Origin of the sequence: Candidatus Paraluminiphilus aquimaris, assembly GCF_026230195.1 — a bacterium.
GTDB lineage: Bacteria > Pseudomonadota > Gammaproteobacteria > Pseudomonadales > Halieaceae > Luminiphilus > Luminiphilus aquimaris.
In genome coordinates this window covers 2,104,070-2,120,594 of the sequence record NZ_CP036501.1, presented here as the reverse complement: position 1 = coordinate 2,120,594, position 16,525 = coordinate 2,104,070, and the positions used below count along the sequence as shown (strand labels likewise).

14 protein-coding genes are annotated in these 16,525 nt (G+C 52.4%); 12 read left to right on the top strand and 2 right to left on the bottom strand.

Annotated elements, in window-relative coordinates; translation table 11 throughout:
* Positions 1-18: 18 nt before the first annotated feature.
* From E0F26_RS09785 to E0F26_RS09760, 6 genes are all read left to right on the top strand, one after another.
* Positions 19-891 (top strand): PstS family phosphate ABC transporter substrate-binding protein, encoded by an 873-nt coding sequence (locus E0F26_RS09785; RefSeq protein WP_279241475.1) that lies wholly within the window; start codon positions 19-21, stop codon positions 889-891.
* Positions 878-2,623: an ABC transporter permease subunit gene (locus E0F26_RS09780; protein WP_279241474.1), complete on the top strand. Its 1,746-nt coding sequence runs from the start codon at positions 878-880 to the stop codon at positions 2,621-2,623. The genes E0F26_RS09785 and E0F26_RS09780 overlap by 14 nt, the downstream gene beginning before the upstream one ends.
* Before the next feature lie 76 nt (positions 2,624-2,699).
* On the top strand, positions 2,700-3,650 hold the full coding sequence (locus tag E0F26_RS09775; RefSeq protein WP_279241473.1) for a PstA family ABC transporter permease: 951 nt from the start codon (positions 2,700-2,702) through the stop codon (positions 3,648-3,650).
* Between the two features lie 11 nt (positions 3,651-3,661).
* Positions 3,662-4,465 carry a phosphate ABC transporter ATP-binding protein PstB gene (gene pstB / locus E0F26_RS09770; protein ID WP_279241472.1) on the top strand — a complete coding sequence of 268 codons (804 nt, stop codon included), beginning with the start codon at positions 3,662-3,664 and terminating at the stop codon, positions 4,463-4,465.
* Between the two features lie 18 nt (positions 4,466-4,483).
* Positions 4,484-5,197: a phosphate signaling complex protein PhoU gene (phoU, locus tag E0F26_RS09765; RefSeq protein WP_279241471.1), complete on the top strand. Its 714-nt coding sequence runs from the start codon at positions 4,484-4,486 to the stop codon at positions 5,195-5,197.
* 47 nt (positions 5,198-5,244) lie between these two features.
* Positions 5,245-6,312 carry a pyridoxal phosphate-dependent aminotransferase gene (locus tag E0F26_RS09760; RefSeq protein ID WP_279241470.1) on the top strand — a complete coding sequence of 356 codons (1,068 nt, stop codon included), beginning with the start codon at positions 5,245-5,247 and terminating at the stop codon, positions 6,310-6,312.
* 10 nt (positions 6,313-6,322) lie between these two features.
* Here the strand turns inward: E0F26_RS09760 and E0F26_RS09755 are convergent, their stop codons facing one another.
* On the bottom strand, positions 6,323-7,456 hold the full coding sequence (locus tag E0F26_RS09755; RefSeq protein ID WP_279241469.1) for a beta-ketoacyl-ACP synthase III: 1,134 nt from the start codon (positions 7,454-7,456) through the stop codon (positions 6,323-6,325).
* A 2-nt stretch (positions 7,457-7,458) separates the two neighbouring features.
* On the bottom strand, positions 7,459-8,754 hold the full coding sequence (gene gltA, locus E0F26_RS09750) for a citrate synthase (protein ID WP_279241468.1): 1,296 nt from the start codon (positions 8,752-8,754) through the stop codon (positions 7,459-7,461).
* Positions 8,755-8,945: 191 nt separating this feature from the next.
* Here gltA and sdhC point away from each other — a divergent pair, with 191 nt between their 5' ends.
* The 6 genes from sdhC (at position 8,946) to odhB (ending at position 16,522) form a co-directional block, all read left to right on the top strand.
* Entirely contained in the window at positions 8,946-9,335 is a 390-nt protein-coding gene (gene sdhC / locus E0F26_RS09745) for a succinate dehydrogenase, cytochrome b556 subunit (RefSeq protein ID WP_279241467.1), read from the top strand.
* A complete protein-coding gene (gene sdhD, locus E0F26_RS09740) occupies positions 9,329-9,688 on the top strand; it encodes a succinate dehydrogenase, hydrophobic membrane anchor protein (RefSeq protein ID WP_279241466.1) in 360 nt (119 codons plus the stop codon). Before sdhC ends, sdhD begins: the two co-directional genes overlap by 7 nt.
* A gap of 39 nt (positions 9,689-9,727) precedes the next feature.
* Positions 9,728-11,491, top strand: coding sequence for a succinate dehydrogenase flavoprotein subunit (sdhA, locus tag E0F26_RS09735; protein ID WP_279241465.1), 1,764 nt, complete (start codon positions 9,728-9,730; stop codon positions 11,489-11,491).
* 18 nt (positions 11,492-11,509) lie between these two features.
* Positions 11,510-12,217 carry a succinate dehydrogenase iron-sulfur subunit gene (locus E0F26_RS09730; RefSeq protein ID WP_279241464.1) on the top strand — a complete coding sequence of 236 codons (708 nt, stop codon included), beginning with the start codon at positions 11,510-11,512 and terminating at the stop codon, positions 12,215-12,217.
* Between the two features lie 192 nt (positions 12,218-12,409).
* The gene (locus E0F26_RS09725) at positions 12,410-15,259 is read left to right on the top strand and encodes a 2-oxoglutarate dehydrogenase E1 component (protein WP_279241463.1); all 2,850 of its coding nucleotides are present in this window, start codon (positions 12,410-12,412) and stop codon (positions 15,257-15,259) included.
* A gap of 36 nt (positions 15,260-15,295) precedes the next feature.
* Complete coding sequence (gene odhB, locus E0F26_RS09720) at positions 15,296-16,522, top strand: 2-oxoglutarate dehydrogenase complex dihydrolipoyllysine-residue succinyltransferase (RefSeq protein WP_279241462.1); 1,227 nt, start codon at positions 15,296-15,298, stop codon at positions 16,520-16,522.
* The last annotated feature ends 3 nt before the right edge of the window (positions 16,523-16,525 follow it).

Here is a 16,525-nt window from a genome sequence, read left to right as displayed (position 1 = left end):
CTGCCTTGCTCGGGGTTTGTGGGGGCCGCGTCGGAGCAGGCAGAGACGGGTAGCCTTACGATTGTGGGCTCAGATACGCTTTCCCGTCTCATGACTGAATGGACCGAGGCGTTTTATACGAGATACCCCTCTATTTCTGTTGAGGTTCAGGCCGTAGGTTCAGCTGCAGCTCCTCCTGCCTTACAGCATGGCACGGCGAATATTGGCAGTATGAGCCGCCCTATGAATGCTGACGAGCGATCTGGGTTTGTGGCGACGAGAGGGTACCCACCGACAGAAATTGCCATCGCTAGCGACACGGTTGTGTTGATCACTCATCCATCAAACCCTATGGATTCAATCTCATACGATAAGGTGGCTCGCGTTTTTGGCATGCCGGGCACCTGTGGGACGAGTGGGCGAGTATCGCGGTGGTCAGAGCTGAGTCCGATGCATACGTTTGGCCATCAAAAGATTCAGGTCTTCGGCCGAAGTGCAACGTCTGGTACCTATCAATATTTTCGCCGAGCAGCGCTCTGTGATGGTGACCCGGGCGTGTTCACAAATGAAATTCCGGGAAGCAGTGGTGTGGTTAATACTGTTGCTCGACTACCCACTGGGCTTGCGTATGCACCCCAAGCACAGGTTGATAAAGGCGTAAAAATACTCAACATTATTGCGCGCGACGGACGCATTCTGTCACCGAGTGCACCTGACTATCCCTTTAAACGCGTCCTTTACATGTATACCGTAACGTCGTTAGCAAACGCTAAAGACTCTACCGAATGTCGTTTTATCGAGTTTATTGCGGGTCCGACGGGGCTCACATCATTGCGTGCAGCAGGATTCGAGCAACCCATAAAAGCAGAGGGCTCCCTTACCCTCGCTGAGGCTGCAGATGTTTGTCGCTGAGTGGAGAGCTATACGGTCGGGATTATTGGGCTTCTTCATCCGTTTGGCTGGCTTTCTCGTTATGTTTGCATTGCTCGGCATGTTCATTCAAATGGTGACGGTTGCCTATCCCATTTTGGCGTCGAGCTCGCTGACCCCCGCAGCGCCCAGCGTTGTATTCGATACCTCCAGCCCCCCTCTCTCAAGCTCGACTCAAGAGACGTCGAGTCCGTCGAATCAAGGTGTGGTATTCACCGTCGCCGGAAGCTGGGAGCTTCGTGGTGACTCAGGTAAGCCTTGGTTCTGGGTTCACGAATTTACGGGGTTTCGCATTGAAAATACCACCCTGCCGACCGATTGGGTAAAGGCTACAGTGGTTGGGAGTAGTCGAGGTCTGGTGCTGTTATCAGAGGAGGGTGGTATCAGCCATCATTACTATATCGAGCCAAAACTGGAAGGGGATGCACCCAGCACGAAACTTGTTGGGCAACGAAGCGTTGAAAGTGACGTTGTCTTGCTCGAGGGCCATCCAAGACTGTCAGTCGTTGCTATAGCCACCTCGCTCAACACAATTGAGATACTCGACTTTCGGAGTCCTGAGACGCTACTTACACAAGACGTAGGCTTCGCTCCCACCGCCTTGTATTGGGAGTCTTCCGCTCGCGTGGAGGCTGTCGGCGCAGAAGAAAGACGCGCATTTGACTTTAAAACCACAGACATTGGGGGCGCTTGGAGTCGACTGGTAACCCCAGTGCATTATGGGGGCTACGAAGAGCCTGGCTATTTCTGGTTGCCCCTTCCGGCCTCCGAGGAAGCGGAGCCAAAATATTCGTTGGCGCCACTACTGTTTGGGACATTTAAAGGGGCAGTCCTCGCCCTAATTTTTGCTGTCCCCTTAAGTATGGGTGCTGCGATTTATGTTGGATTCTTCATGTCGGAGATACAGCGCCGCCGCATTCGTCCAACGATCGAATTACTAACGGCCTTCCCTACCGTGGTGCTTGGTGCTATCGGCTTGTTTTGGGTCGCTCCTTACTTCGAGTATTTTTTAGCCGGGTTAATAGGCGTTGCCGTCGTTTTTCCCCTTTTGGCAACACTCGCTTTTTTTTTACTGCGAAGTGGGGGATTACGGATAGTAAGACTTGATGCACTGGATGATTGGCCCCTGAAATTACTTCCAATGGTATTTGTTATCCTGATCGTGGGTGGCTGGTGTGGGGTTTCTGTCGCATCCACGCTTCCTGGTGGATCGCTGGGTGGTTTTCTCGCAACACAGGGGATAACCCTCAGTTACTTCAATTCTCTTTTGGTGGGCTTAATTCTTGCGTTAGCCATTACACCCACGATTTTCTCGGTAGCCGAGGAGGCAATTCACTCTGTTCCGCAAAACCTATCATCTGGAGCCTTGGCTCTGGGGTCTACCCCTTGGCAAAGCTACAGAGACATTGTCTTGCCGCTAGCGATGCCGGGAATGATTGCCGCAGTAATGATCGGATTCGGACGCGCGGCGGGAGAGACAGTGATCCTATTGATGCTGTCTGGAAATGCGGGGGTCATTGATAGCAACATTTTTGAGGGGCTTCGGTCAGTTAGTGCATCGCTCGCGCTTGAACTCCCTGAGGCACCGAGAAACTCCTCTCACTACCACGTTTTGTTTGTCATGGGGTTGTTATTGTTCGCCTGCACGTTTGCGATAAATACGGCGGCAGAACTGATTAAAGACCGAGTAAAAGCGAGAGCGCGAGGTGTCTAATAACCCTAAAGCGCCTTTATCGAGCAGTCGGCGGCAATTGATGGGGTCCCGTCGAGATAGATTGTGGTCACTGGTTATGATCGGTCTGTCAGCCTCGATGGTGTCTACCATCATGCTGATAGCAACCGGTTTATTTCTCCTTTTGTTCGGCAGTGCGGTGCAGTGGTTAATAAGTGTCTCCGCTAGCAGGGACATCTCTGCAATTGAGTTGTTGTATGACACTGTATTCACCGGTGTTGGTCTAAGTTACGGACTCTCGGCAATTTTGCCCGCCATTTTTGGCACGCTTGCTTTAGTGATGCTCATGACGCTTTTCATAGCCCCATTGGGCATCGCGACAGCGCTTTATCTGACCGAGTACGCCCGTCGAACTTGGTATACGAAATTAATCCGAATCAGCATCATGAATTTGGCAGGGGTGCCAGCCATCATTTACGGTGTCTTTGGTTTGGGATTCTTTGTCTATGGTCTCGGTGGCCAGGTGGACGAACTTTTCTTTAGCGACCGTTTACCGAGTCCGACATTTGGTACTCCCGGATTACTATGGGCGGCCTTGACGCTCGCTCTGTTAAATCTACCTGTTGTCATTGTCGCCATAACAGAAGGGTTGGACGCCTTGCCCAGTGACTTGCGAGAGGCCAGTATAGCCTTGGGTGCTACCAAGGGAGAGACAGTCTTTAGAGCTGTTCTTCCGGCGGCTTTACCCAGTGTATTTACGGGGCTCATTTTGGCCACCGCGAGAGCCGCCGGTGAAGTCGCACCATTACTGTTGGTGGGTGCGGTGAAGTACGCGCCTTCGTTGCCTTTCTCAGCCAAAGCGCCCTTCATCGAGTTAGAACAAAAATTCATGCACGTGGGGTTTCAATTATTTGATGCCGTTTTGTTCAATCGTGTAGGGCCGGGCGATTTAGGTTGGATTGCGACGGTTGCTCTGGTCCTTGTGGTCCTGATTTTGACCCTGAATCTTATTGCTGTCGCATTACGCGCCATTATTTTACGGCGGCGCGTGCCGTTGAACCCTTTTTAAGGTAACTAAAGATGGATAGAGACGACAGACTGGAGGGAAACAGTACCTCAGTTGATAAATCGCCAATCTTGAGTATTCGCGATCTTTCGCTTGGGTATAGAGATAATCCTGTGGCATTGAAGAACATCTCTTTGGATATTCCGGAAAAATCTGTCACGGCAATTATTGGCGCGAGCGGTTGCGGCAAGTCCACGTTGCTGCGTTGCCTTAACCGCATGAACGATCTTATTGACGGCGTTCACTATCAAGGTGAAGTTATTTTTTCGCAGTCAAATATTCTCAGCGCGAAAACCAATGTCACTGCCCTACGTCGTCAAATAGGAATGGTTTTTCAGCGGCCTAATCCTTTTCCTAAGTCCATTTTTGACAATGTCGCCTATGGATTGAAGTTGAGTGGGGTGAAGAGTCTGCGTCAGTTAGAGGAGCTCGTTGAGCAGGCTCTTAGGTCCGCTGCTTTGTGGGACGAGGTAAAGGATCGTCTAGGCGACTCTGCGTTGAAATTGTCTCAGGGGCAACAGCAGCGACTGGTAATAGCCCGTGCCATTGCGCTAGAGCCTCAAGTGTTGCTATTGGATGAACCTGCGTCATCCTTGGATCCGATTTCAACCCTCAGAATCGAGGAGTTGATATACAAACTGAAACATTCTTACACCATCATTATCGTCACCCACAATATGCAGCAGGCGGCGAGGGTCGCCGACTACACTGCCTTTATGAATGACGGGCGCCTCGTTGAGTTTGGTATGACGGAAAACGTTTTCACCTTTCCGGAAAATCGAGAGACAGAAGATTACATCACTGGGCGATATGGCTAACACCCAAGGTTAGATTTTATGGAGCGAGAATCACCACAAAGACTACATATTTCGGCGAAGTTCAGCGCGGAGTTAGAAAGTGTTAGAAACGATCTCATGACAATGGGTGGCCTTGTCGAATCGCAAATTGAGCGGGCGATCGATGCGACATTGGAAGGTGATTCGTCGCTGGCAGAGGAGGCGATAGATTTAGATCTCGATGTGAATGCACTCGAGCGATCGATCGACGAGCAATGTACGCGCATCCTCGTATTGCGACAGCCTGCTGCGGGCGATCTGCGCTTAGTGCTGGCGACCATTAAGGTAACCAATGATCTAGAGCGGATCGGGGACGAAGCCGTAAAGATTGGACGACAAGCAATATCCCTCACTGAGGCGGGTGCTCAAGAAGAGGCCGGGGCTCGGGTTCGCGACATTGCAGGGCAGGTAAACGCCATGTTGAAAGAAGCGCTGGACAGTTTTGCGCGGCTTCAGGTCAATGCAGCGGCAACTCTAATCCTGCGAGACGATGATATCGATGAGGCCTACGTCGCTGCGAAAGATTGGCTTACAGCCGAAATCCATGCGAAACCCGAGGCTTTAGAGGTATCGCTGGCCTACCTAGGTATCCTGAAAAGTCTGGAGCGCGTGGGCGATCACGCTGCCAACATTGCAGAACAAGTGATCTTTTTAACGCGCGGGGTTGATGTCAGGCATTTGGATGCCATGGCGGTTCGGGACTTAGTGAGCTGACATTCTCCGGCTAACTGAATACACTCGGCGTTTTCTCGGGTCTAATTATGAATCGTTTTTGGTCAACGACGCTGAACCGATTGTCGCCCTATGTGCCTGGTGAGCAGGCGCAGCGCGACGATGTGATCAAGCTAAACACGAATGAACACGCGTTAGCGCCCTCGCACGCGGCTATAGAGATCGGTCGTAGCCTCGATCCTGAGCGTCTTCGCAAGTACCCTGATCCGCATTCAAAGGCGCTAACGAGCGCGATCGCTGACGTTTGTGACGTCTTAGACGAAAACGTACTCGTAGCAAACGGCTCAGATGAAATTCTGGCGTTCGCTTGGACGGCCTTTCTGTCCGATAGCGAGCGGCAGCCCGCCATACCGGCAATGACCTATACCTTTTACCCCGTATGGGCACAGCTCCTGGGTAAGGGGCTGCAACGTGTGCCCATGAAAGACGATTTATCGATCGACCTCGAAGCAATGGCTTTGTGGTCTGGTCCGGCGGTTTTCCCCAACCCAAATGCGCCGACGGCAATGGCTGTCTCACTGTCTGATATCGAAACCCTCTGTGCCGGTAATCGCGATCGTTTGGTAATCATCGATGAGGCTTATCACGGTTTCGGGGCAGAGACGGCGGCGCCACTGATTGCACGTTTTGATAATTTATTAATCACACGAAGCTTTTCTAAAAGCCATGCATTGGCCGGTTTAAGAGTCGGTTACGCCCTCGGTGCACCCGAATTGATTGAAGGTCTCCGACGAGTGAAAGATTCGTTTAACTCCTACCCAGTCGATGCACACGCACAGGCCGTAGCCGCCGCAGCGATCGCGGATACTCAATGGTTCGAGCAAGCGTCAAATACGATTAAAGAAAACCGTCGCGAGTTGAAGGCTGGCCTCGAGGATCTTGGGTTCAGTGTTTTGGCCTCAGAGGCGAATTTTCTTCTCGCAAGACACCCAAATTTTTCGGGTGTTGAGTTGACCGAGAAACTTCGAGAGGCGGGGATTCTCGTTCGCAGTTGGTCCAGCGAGGATTTGAAGCCCTGGGTCCGCATTACGGTAGGGACGAAAAGCCAACAGCAGACACTGTTGGCTGAGTTAATGATTCGAATGGGTGAGGCTTAGTCGCCTCGGCTTATATACGCTTGAGTACGATCGATCCGATGCTGTAACCCGCACCAAACGATGATAGGACACCCAAGTCACCAGGCTGAAAGTCCTCGCTGTATTTCTTAAATGCAATGACAGAGCCGGCGGACGATGTATTGGCGTACTGATCAAGAATAGTCGGAGATTCCTCATCACTGGGTACTCTTCCAAGTACTTTCTTGGCAATAAGCTCATTCATATTTCGATTGGCTTGATGCAACCAAATGCGCTTTAAGCCATCGGGCTCTATGTCCATTTTTTGGAGTTGCTCGGTGATTTGGTCCGCAACAGCTGGGCAAACTTCTCTGAACACTTTTCTGCCTTCTTGCACGAAGAGCTTGTCGACTTGGCCCACACCTTCTTCGGTCGCCCGATTTAGAAAGCCGAAGTTGTTGCGAATGTTGTTGCTAAAAATGGTTTGCAGCTTCGTATCGAGAATTTCAAACGCGTGAGACGACTGGCACCCCTCTACGGCCTCTACCACCACGGCGGTGGCAACATCACCAAAGATGAAATGCGAGTCGCGATCGCGGAAGTTGAGGTGTCCCGTACAGATTTCCGGATTCACCATGAGTACGCGTCGCGCACTACCTGAGACAACCATATCGTAAGCTTGCTGAATTCCGAACGTAGCGGAGGAACAAGCAACATTCATGTCAAAGGCGAAACCTTTGATGCCCAGCTCAGCCTGCACTTCAATGGCCATGGCAGGGTAGGCGCGCTCCATATTGGAGGCGGCAACGAGGACCGCATCGATGTCGTCAGCGGTAACATTCGCTTGTGCCATCGCTTGCTTCGCGGCGATCACCCCCATTTCGCACATAATCGAGGGTTCGTCATTAGAGCGAGGCGGGAGACGTGGGACCATACGCTCGGGGTCAATGATTCCAGACTTATTCATGACAAAGCGCGACTTGATACCTGAGGCCTTCTCAATGAACTCGACATTAGAGTGACTTTTCGCTTCTATCTCTCCTGCCTCGATCGCCGCCGCGTGTTCCGTGTTGTACAGATCGACCCAGGCGTTGAATGATTCCACGAGCTCGGAATTACTGACCGATTCGGTTGGCGTATAGAGACCCGCGCCGGAAAGGGCAACGCGCTTATTGACGCCAGACATGGTTATCGGTCCTCTACCGATACGAAATCACGGGCAGAATAGCCAGTGTAGAGCTGGCGAGGTCGCCCGATACGATAGCTACCGCCAATCATTTCATTCCAGTGTGCGACCCAGCCAACCGTTCGACCTACGGCAAAGATGACGGTGAACATGGACGTTGGAATGCCCAGTGCCTTGAGGATAATGCCCGAGTAAAAATCCACATTGGGGTAGAGTTTTTTCTCGATAAAGTAAGGGTCGTTAAGGGCGATTTCCTCGAGTCGCTTGGCGATTTCAAGGTTTTCGTCCTGGATCCCAAGCTCTGCAAGCACTTCATCTGCCGCCTGCTTCATCACTTTAGCCCGCGGGTCAAAGTTTTTGTAAACGCGATGTCCAAAACCCATGAGGCGGAACGGGTCATTCTTGTCTTTTGCTTTTGCAACAAACTCATCAATGCGCGATACGTCACCAATTTCATCGAGCATTTTCACTACGGCTTCATTAGCTCCGCCATGCGACGGGCCCCAGAGCGCAGCGATACCTGCTGCGATACAGGCGAATGGGTTGGCCTGTGACGAGCCAGCCAGGCGAACTGTCGATGTAGACGCGTTTTGCTCGTGGTCCGCGTGCAAAAGGAAAATACGATCCATTGCGCGTGCGATCGTAGGCGAAATAACGGACGGCTCGCAGGGGTTGCCAAACATCATGTGCAGAAAGTTTGCCGAGTAATCGAGGTCGTTTCGCGGGTACATGAACGGCTGTCCGATTGAGAATTTGTAGCTCATGGCTGCGATCGTAGGCATTTTAGCGATTAGTCTGAACGCGGCGACTTCTCGATGATAAGGGTCTGAAATGTCAGTAGAGTCGTGGTAGAAAGCCGAGAGTGCGCCTACAACCCCGCACATAATGGCCATAGGGTGAGCGTCCCGTCGAAAGCCATTAAAGAACGTTCGAATCTGCTCGTGAACCATTGTGTGGTTCGTGACCATGTCGACAAATTCTCTTTTCTGATCGGCGTTTGGAAGCTCGCCATTTAGCAAGAGATAACACGTCTCGAGATAATCGGATTGCTCTGCAAGTTGCTCGATAGGGTAGCCCCTGTGGAGCAAAATGCCTTTCTCGCCGTCGATGTATGTGATCTTAGACTCGCAAGAGGCGGTTGATGTAAATCCCGGGTCAAAGGTGAAGTGACCTTGAGCGGTGAGTTTTGCGACATCGACTACGTCGGGACCTTCTGAGCCTTCATAGACCGGCAAGTCTATATCCATCGTCGTATTGTCGCGCTGCGGTATAGAAAGTTTTGCCGTCTTGCTTGTCATTGAGAGTCCCCCGACTAATTTTTTGTGGCGCCAAACTAGCGGCGCTGACTGTTGCTGTCAATTTTACATCAATCGAACTACGAACACCGCACTAATGATCGTCTTTTGCCATATGAATTTGTCAGTTGCCAAGCGACTACCTATACTCACGCCTCAATTTCAGACCACTTGAATGCTCTGGGGGCTATGAAGTGAAACCACGCGGAAGTAAGGACAGCCGTCCTGTCAATCTAGACATCAGCACCATCCAGCTGCCAATCACGGCGGTGGCATCAATTTCCCACCGGATCACGGGGGTGTTGTTGTTCGCATCAAGCCTGTTGTTGGTGTGGGCTCTGGATATGAGCTTAGCGTCTCAGGAGAGCTTTGATTCGCTCGTGGCGATCATGAGTTCTGCTACAGCTAAGCTGATCCTCTGGGTATTTTTGGTGGTGTTCTCGTATCACGTACTTGCAGGTATCCGGCACCTTATTATGGATATGGGTGTAGGAGAAGATTTCAAAACGGGTGCCCTCGGTGCTCGTATTCTTTTCGTCGCGGCAGCTCTTGCCGCCGTAGCATGGGGAGTAGTGCTGTGGTAACGCAGGTAACAAGCTTTAGCCGCAACGGTTTATCGGACTGGCTCATTCAGCGGGTGAGCTCGCTGATCATGCTGGCATATTTTTTGTTTATTGGTTTCCAGATAGCTACTGGGATTGACTACACTTCGTGGAGAGCGTTGCACGACTCCACCGCAATGAAGGTGTTTTCACTTCTTGCGATCGGTGCGTATGTGTCGCACGCCTGGATTGGTCTGTGGACGGTGTTCACTGACTACTTAACGGAGTACATGCTTGGGTCTATCGGTAATGTTGTTAGACCGGTGTTACAAATTGCAGTCGTACTGACGTTGGTGGTCTATGCCATCTGGGTTATTCAAGTTATTTGGGGATAAGCCGCGCAATAGCGTGGCGTGCTTGGGAGAAGCAGAGCAATGCGAACTATCTCGTTCGACGGAGTAATTGTAGGCGGCGGCGGTGCAGGTATGCGCGCAGCCCTGCAACTTGCACAATCTGGCTATAAGACGGCCGTGATTTCGAAAGTGTTTCCAACGCGGTCTCACACCGTGAGTGCGCAAGGGGGGATTACCTGCGCCATTGCCAGTGCAGATCCCGAGGACGACTGGCGCTGGCACATGTACGACACAGTCAAAGGTAGCGACTACATTGGCGACCAAGACGCTATTGAGTACATGTGTTCAGTTGGCCCCGAGGCTATTTTCGAGCTCGAGCACATGGGGCTACCGTTCTCTCGAACTGAAGAGGGCCGCATTTATCAGCGTCCCTTCGGCGGTCAATCGAAGAACTATGGCGAAGGTGGTCAGGCAGCGCGGACTTGCGCAGCTGCCGACAGAACAGGGCACGCACTGTTGCACACGCTCTACCAGAACAACGTCAAAAACGAGACGGTTTTCTTCAACGAGTGGTTTGCCACTGATCTGGTGAAGAATCAAGATGGTGCAGTCGTAGGTGTCATTGCGATCTGCATTGAAACCGGCGAAACCGTCTATGTGAAATCTAAAGCGACTGTCTTCGCTACTGGCGGTGCGGGACGTATCTACGCGTCAACGACCAATGCCCACATCAATACGGGCGATGGCGTAGGTATGGCGCTCAGGGCCGGTGTTCCAGTGCAGGACATGGAAATGTGGCAGTTCCACCCCACCGGTATTTACGGTGCAGGCACCTTGGTCACTGAGGGTTGTCGTGGAGAGGGCGGTTACTTGGTAAACAAGGACGGCGAGCGCTTCATGGAGCGTTACGCGCCGAACGCAAAAGACCTTGCGGGCAGAGACGTTGTTGCACGATCCATGATTCTGGAGATCCTTGAGGGGCGCGGGTGCGGCCCAAATGGTGATCACGTAAAGTTAAAGCTCGATCACCTTGGAGAAGAGGTATTGGAGTCGCGGCTACCTGGTATTTGTGAACTGTCGCGCACCTTTGCACACGTTGATCCCGTTAAAGAGCCGATTCCTGTGGTGCCAACCTGCCATTACATGATGGGTGGTATTCCAACCAATATTCACGGTCAGGCCCTAACGGTCGATGCGGCTGGCAACGATGAAGTTATTCCTGGCCTGTATGCCTGCGGTGAGATCGCCTGTGTGTCGGTACACGGCGCTAACCGCTTAGGCGGTAATTCACTACTCGATCTGGTTGTCTTTGGACGCGCCTCGGGCTTGTTTATCGAGGATGCGCTCCGGCAGGGAATCGACATGCGCGACGCCACGGTAAGTGACATAGAAGAGTCCAATTCGCGTTTGGTTGCGCTCAATGAGCGCGAGGGCGGTGAGAACGTTTCGGCGCTGCGCAAAGAATTGCAGGGCGTTATGCAAAATTACTTCGGTGTTTTCCGAAACGGCGAGTTCATGCAGCAGGGCATTAAGAAGCTTGATGATCTCAAGGAGCGTATTGCAAACGTTAAGCTCGAAGACAAGAGTAACGCGTTTAACACTGCGCGCGTCGAGTGTTTAGAGCTTCAGAACCTATTTGAAACGGCTGAGGCGACCGCTATCGTTGCCGAGGCAAGGAAAGAGAGTCGCGGTGCACACGCCCGAGAGGACTTCACAGAGCGTAACGATGACGAATGGCTCTGCCACTCGATATATCACCGTGAAGGGCGCACGGTCAGCAAACGGTCGGTTAACTTCACGCCGAAGACTGTCGAAACTTTCCAACCGAAAATTCGTACCTACTAATCTGCTAGGAGATAAGTAATGTTGCAGGTCAGCGTGTATCGCTTCAATCCTGAAACCGATTCTGCACCAAAAATGCAGGATTATAATGTCGACACGAGCGGCAAGGACCTGATGGTTCTTGATGTGCTCGAGATGATTAAAGCCGACTACGATGCGAGCGTCACCTACCGCAGGAGTTGCCGTGAAGGTGTGTGTGGATCGGATGGTCTCAACATGAACGGCAGAAACGGTCTGGCGTGCATAACACCGCTGTCAGAGGCTGTGAAGAACAACAAGCTAGTGATTCGGCCACTACCTGGCTTGCCGGTCGTGCGCGATCTCGTAGTCGATATGAGTTTGTTTTACGCTCAGTACGAGAAAATTGAACCGTTCCTGCAAAACAATACGCCCGCGCCTGCAATCGAACGGCTTCAGACGCCCGAGGATCGCGCAAAGCTCGATGGGCTTTACGAGTGTATCTTGTGTGCGTGTTGCTCTACGAGTTGCCCGTCTTTCTGGTGGAACCCCGATCGTTTCGTCGGTCCGGCTGGCCTGCTGCAGGCTTACCGGTTCCTGGCAGACAGTCGCGATCAAGCGACTGACGAGCGATTGTCCAAACTAGATGACCCCTTTAGCGTATTTCGCTGTCATGGCATTCAAAACTGCGTGAATGTTTGCCCTAAGGGTTTGAATCCCACTCGCGCCATCGGTCATATCCGGACTATGTTGCTTAATCGAGCCGCCTGATACCCTGGTTATGTATTATATTCCCCTAAGGAATATTATGGAAAATTAACGTCGCTTTTGCGGCGTTTTTCCGTTTTTAGGGGCCTGAACTCGTGGGAAATTGGAGGTGAAGAGCGTAAGATATTCCTCCGAAAGCAGTGATATATACACAAATCAAAAAGGTCACTGCGTGAGACTTCGGGGGAAGTGTCCATGGATGAGTCGAAAGACCTACCTAGCATGGAGCAGCAGCGAAGTACGTCTCACCTCTCTGGCGGTAATGCAGCCTACGTAGAGGATTTATATGAGGCGTACTTAAAAGATCCAAACGATGTACCACAGCAGTGGCGCGAGTATTTCGACCGACTTCCAAAGGTCGAGTCGACTACGCACGCCGTTCGCGATTTACCACATTCAGTGCTCAGAGCGCAGTTTGCGCGCATCAGCAAGATGCGTGTTCGCACTGAGGCAACTCGCAGTCAGGACTCTCAAGCGACGGAATACGAACGCAAGCAGGTTCGGGTTGTTCAGATGATCTCTGCCTACCGGCAGCGTGGTCACCAAAAAGCTCAGCTCGATCCACTCGCGCTTCATCCGCGAGCACCGGTACCCGATCTAGAATTAGAGTTCCACGAACTGTCCGAGGCGGATTTAGATACCGTGTTCCAGGTGGGTAGCTTATACATCGGCAAGGCCGATGCGACGCTTGCTGAAATAAGAGCGGCAGTCGAAAAGACCTACTGCAACACGATTGGCGCCGAATTCATGCATATTGTGAATACTGATGAGCGCCACTGGATCATGAGCCGAATGGAATCCGTGCGCAGCGCGCCGGTGCTCGATCGCGAGAGCCGCATTCAGATCCTGCGTCGCCTAATTAAAGCCGAAGGACTTGAAAAGTCTCTGGCTTCTAAATACCCCGGGACCAAGCGTTTTGGCCTGGAGGGTGGGGAGAGCCTCATTCCGATGATGGCCGAGGCCATACAACGCAGTGGCGGCTACGGTGCCAAAGAAGTGTGTATTGGTATGGCCCACCGCGGTCGCCTTAATGTCCTGGTTAATATCCTTGGAAAAAACCCCAGCGAGCTCTTCGATGAGTTCGAGGGACGGGCGTCCTACTTTGGGTCGGGTGACGTCAAATACCACCAAGGATTTTCCTCCAATATCATGACGCCTGGTGGCGAAGTTCACCTTGCGCTCGCCTTTAACCCGTCACACCTCGAAATCGTGTCGCCGGTTATTGAAGGCTCGGTTCGTGCCCGTCAGGACCGTCGAAAGGACACAACAGGCGATGCCGTAGTGCCGATTGTCATTCATGGTGACGCGTCCTTTGCAGGTCAGGGTGTGGTCATGGAGACATTTCAAATGTCTCAGACCCGCGGTTATAAAACCGGTGGCACGCTGCATATTGTCATTAATAATCAAGTGGGTTTCACCACTAGCCGGCAAGAGGATGCAAGATCAACAGAGTACTGCACTGATATTGCCAAGATGGTGCAGGCACCCATTTTCCACGTAAACGGTGATGACCCAGAAGCGGTGGTATTTGCTACCCAGCTGGCGGTCGATTTCCGTAATCAGTTCAAAAAAGATGTCGTTATTGACTTGGTATGTTATCGACGGCGCGGTCACAACGAGGCGGATGAACCGTCGGTGACACAGCCAATGATGTACGCGACGATTAAGGGGCACGCGTCGACGCGAGACCTCTATGCGCAGCGACTCATTACTGAGGATGTTCTGACGAAGGATGAAGACGATGCGCTCATGGAGCGTTATCGAGAGTCTCTTGATCGAGGCGAGCCGATGGTGGCGCAGCTCGTCATGGAACCCAACACAGGTCTTTTCGTCGATTGGAAGCCCTTTATCGGCCACAGCTGGGACATAGAGTGCGACACGACCGTGGCGCTATCGCGCTTGCGCGAGCTAGCCGAGGGTATGGGGCAGGTTCCTGAGGGCTTTGCAGTCCAACGCCAGGTCAAAAAGCTCATCGAAGATCGCAATAAAATGGCGGCGGGTGCGTTGGAGGTCAATTGGGGTTTTGCGGAAAACATGGCCTACGCGACGCTTCTTGCCGAAGGTTATCCAGTTCGCATGACGGGGCAAGATGTGGGTCGAGGGACATTCTCCCACCGACACGCCGTATTGCATGCGCAAAACAAGCACCACGCCCATGTGCCGCTTCAACACCTCTCTGAGGATCAAGCAGAGTTCAACATTTACGACTCTTTGCTATCCGAAGAAGCTGTACTGGCTTTTGAATACGGCTATGCCACGACAGCACCCACAGGGCTTGTTATTTGGGAAGCCCAGTTCGGCGATTTTGCGAATGGCGCTCAGGTGGTCATCGATCAGTTCATCACGAGTGGCGAGTACAAGTGGGCACGTTTGTGTGGATTAACCATGCTTCTGCCACACGGGTATGAGGGGCAGGGTCCCGAGCACTCCTCTGCGCGCCTTGAGCGTTACTTGCAACTGTCTGCGCAAGAGAATATCCAGGTGTGTGTTCCGTCCACACCCGCCCAAGTTTTCCACATGCTGCGACGTCAAGCGATTAGACCGCTGCGCAAGCCGTTAATTGTCATGTCGCCCAAGAGCCTGTTACGACACAAGGCTGCCGTGTCTACCATGGACGAACTTGCCACAGGGCAATTCCAAAACGTGATCGACGATCCACATGTTGCAGACAAGTCAGCGGTTACGCGCGTCGTCTTGTGTTCGGGCAAGGTTTTTTATGACCTCGACGCAGCGCGGGACGAAAAGGGATCTGAGCATGTTGCCTTGGTGCGCATCGAGCAGTTGTACCCGTTACCGGAGGCGCAGCTAAAAGAGGTCCTCAGTAACTATCCTCGTGAAGCAAATGTCGTCTGGTGTCAGGAAGAGCCGATGAATCAGGGTGCGTGGTATTCCATACAGGACCCACTGCGCCGCCTAGTGTCGCTGTCGATGTTTGGTGCAGAACTTCGGTATATCGGTCGCACTGCGTCGGCCTCAGTATCAGCCGGATACATGGCACTGCACGTGAAAGAACAAGATGCATTTATTTCAGCGGCCCTTGGGTGAGTGGCCAATCAACGAAACATAAAACGGACGACTAACATGAAAATAGAAATTAAGGCGCCGGCATTTCCTGAGTCAGTGGCAGACGGTGAAGTCTCGCTGTGGCACAAACAGGAGGGGGATTTCGTTCAACGCGATGAGCTACTTGTCGAGATAGAAACCGACAAGGTTGTGATGGAAGTTGTGGCGCCTGAAGCGGGCAGACTTGATCGCATTCACGTCTCTGAAGGCAGTACGATTGAGAGTGAGACGTTGTTGGCTGAAATCACACCCGGCGAGGGTGAGGCGGCTGCGCCCGCTACTGAGCCAGCCGAAACGTCGGCTGAAGCGGCGGGAGATCTTCCCATGGGCCCCGCTGCGCGTCAGCTAGTCGAGGAGCACGGACTTGATCCGAGCGCCATCAGTGGTTCAGGTAAAGGGGGGCGCATCAACAAAGAAGACGTCCTTGCGCATCTCGCCGCAAAAACGACGGCCGCTGCACCCGCACCCGCTTCTGCTTCATCACCCGCAAGCACTCAAGCGGCTGCTACAGGGTCAAACGATGTTCAAGGTCCAACAAGTGAGCGAATTGAACGTCGGGTCCCCATGACGCGTATGCGTGCGCGCATTGCTGAGCGTCTTTTATCTGCCACTCAGCAAACCGCCATGTTGACCACGTTTAATGAAGTCGATATGGCGCCATTAATGAAGCTCCGGTCACAGTACAAAGAGCAGTTTGAGAAAACGCACAACGGCACGCGTCTCGGGTTTATGGGTTTCTTTGTCAGAGCATGTTGTGAGGGACTCAAGCGCTATCCAGAAGTTAATGCCTCGATCGACGGTAACGATGTCGTGTACCACGGTTATCAGGATATTGGCGTGGCAGTTTCGACCGAAGACGGTTTGGTTGTTCCTGTATTGCGAGATGCGGACTTCATGAGTATTGCTGATGTCGAAGCGGCTATTCGTGATTTTGGCCTCAAGGCTCGCGACAAGAAGCTCACCATCGAAGAGATGACGGGTGGGACCTTTACGGTATCTAACGGGGGCGTCTTTGGCTCGCTGTTATCAACACCAATTCTAAACCCGCCACAGACCGCTATTTTGGGTATGCATGCGATTAAAGAGCGACCTGTGGCAGTCAACGGCGAAGTCGTTATCCGGCCGATGATGTATCTCGCGTTGTCGTATGACCACCGACTGATCGACGGAAAGACGGCGGTTCAGTTCTTGGTGACGGTTAAAGAGTTGCTTGAAGATCCTTCACGCATCCTGTTACAGCTTTAAGGG

Excerpts from the sequence above, each read along its gene's own strand:
- E0F26_RS09780 (WP_279241474.1), top strand. The coding sequence starts at position 878 with ATGTTTGTCGCTGAGTGGAGAGCTATACGGTCGGGATTATTGGGCTTC.
- E0F26_RS09775 (WP_279241473.1), top strand. The coding sequence starts at position 2,700 with ATGATCGGTCTGTCAGCCTCGATGGTGTCTACCATCATGCTGATAGCA.
- pstB (WP_279241472.1), top strand. The coding sequence starts at position 3,662 with ATGGATAGAGACGACAGACTGGAGGGAAACAGTACCTCAGTTGATAAA.
- phoU (WP_279241471.1), top strand. The coding sequence starts at position 4,484 with ATGGAGCGAGAATCACCACAAAGACTACATATTTCGGCGAAGTTCAGC.
- E0F26_RS09760 (WP_279241470.1), top strand. The coding sequence starts at position 5,245 with ATGAATCGTTTTTGGTCAACGACGCTGAACCGATTGTCGCCCTATGTG.
- E0F26_RS09755 (WP_279241469.1), bottom strand. The coding sequence starts at position 7,456 with ATGTCTGGCGTCAATAAGCGCGTTGCCCTTTCCGGCGCGGGTCTCTAT.
- gltA (WP_279241468.1), bottom strand. The coding sequence starts at position 8,754 with ATGACAAGCAAGACGGCAAAACTTTCTATACCGCAGCGCGACAATACG.
- sdhA (WP_279241465.1), top strand. The coding sequence starts at position 9,728 with ATGCGAACTATCTCGTTCGACGGAGTAATTGTAGGCGGCGGCGGTGCA.
- E0F26_RS09730 (WP_279241464.1), top strand. The coding sequence starts at position 11,510 with ATGTTGCAGGTCAGCGTGTATCGCTTCAATCCTGAAACCGATTCTGCA.
- E0F26_RS09725 (WP_279241463.1), top strand. The coding sequence starts at position 12,410 with ATGGATGAGTCGAAAGACCTACCTAGCATGGAGCAGCAGCGAAGTACG.
- odhB (WP_279241462.1), top strand. The coding sequence starts at position 15,296 with ATGAAAATAGAAATTAAGGCGCCGGCATTTCCTGAGTCAGTGGCAGAC.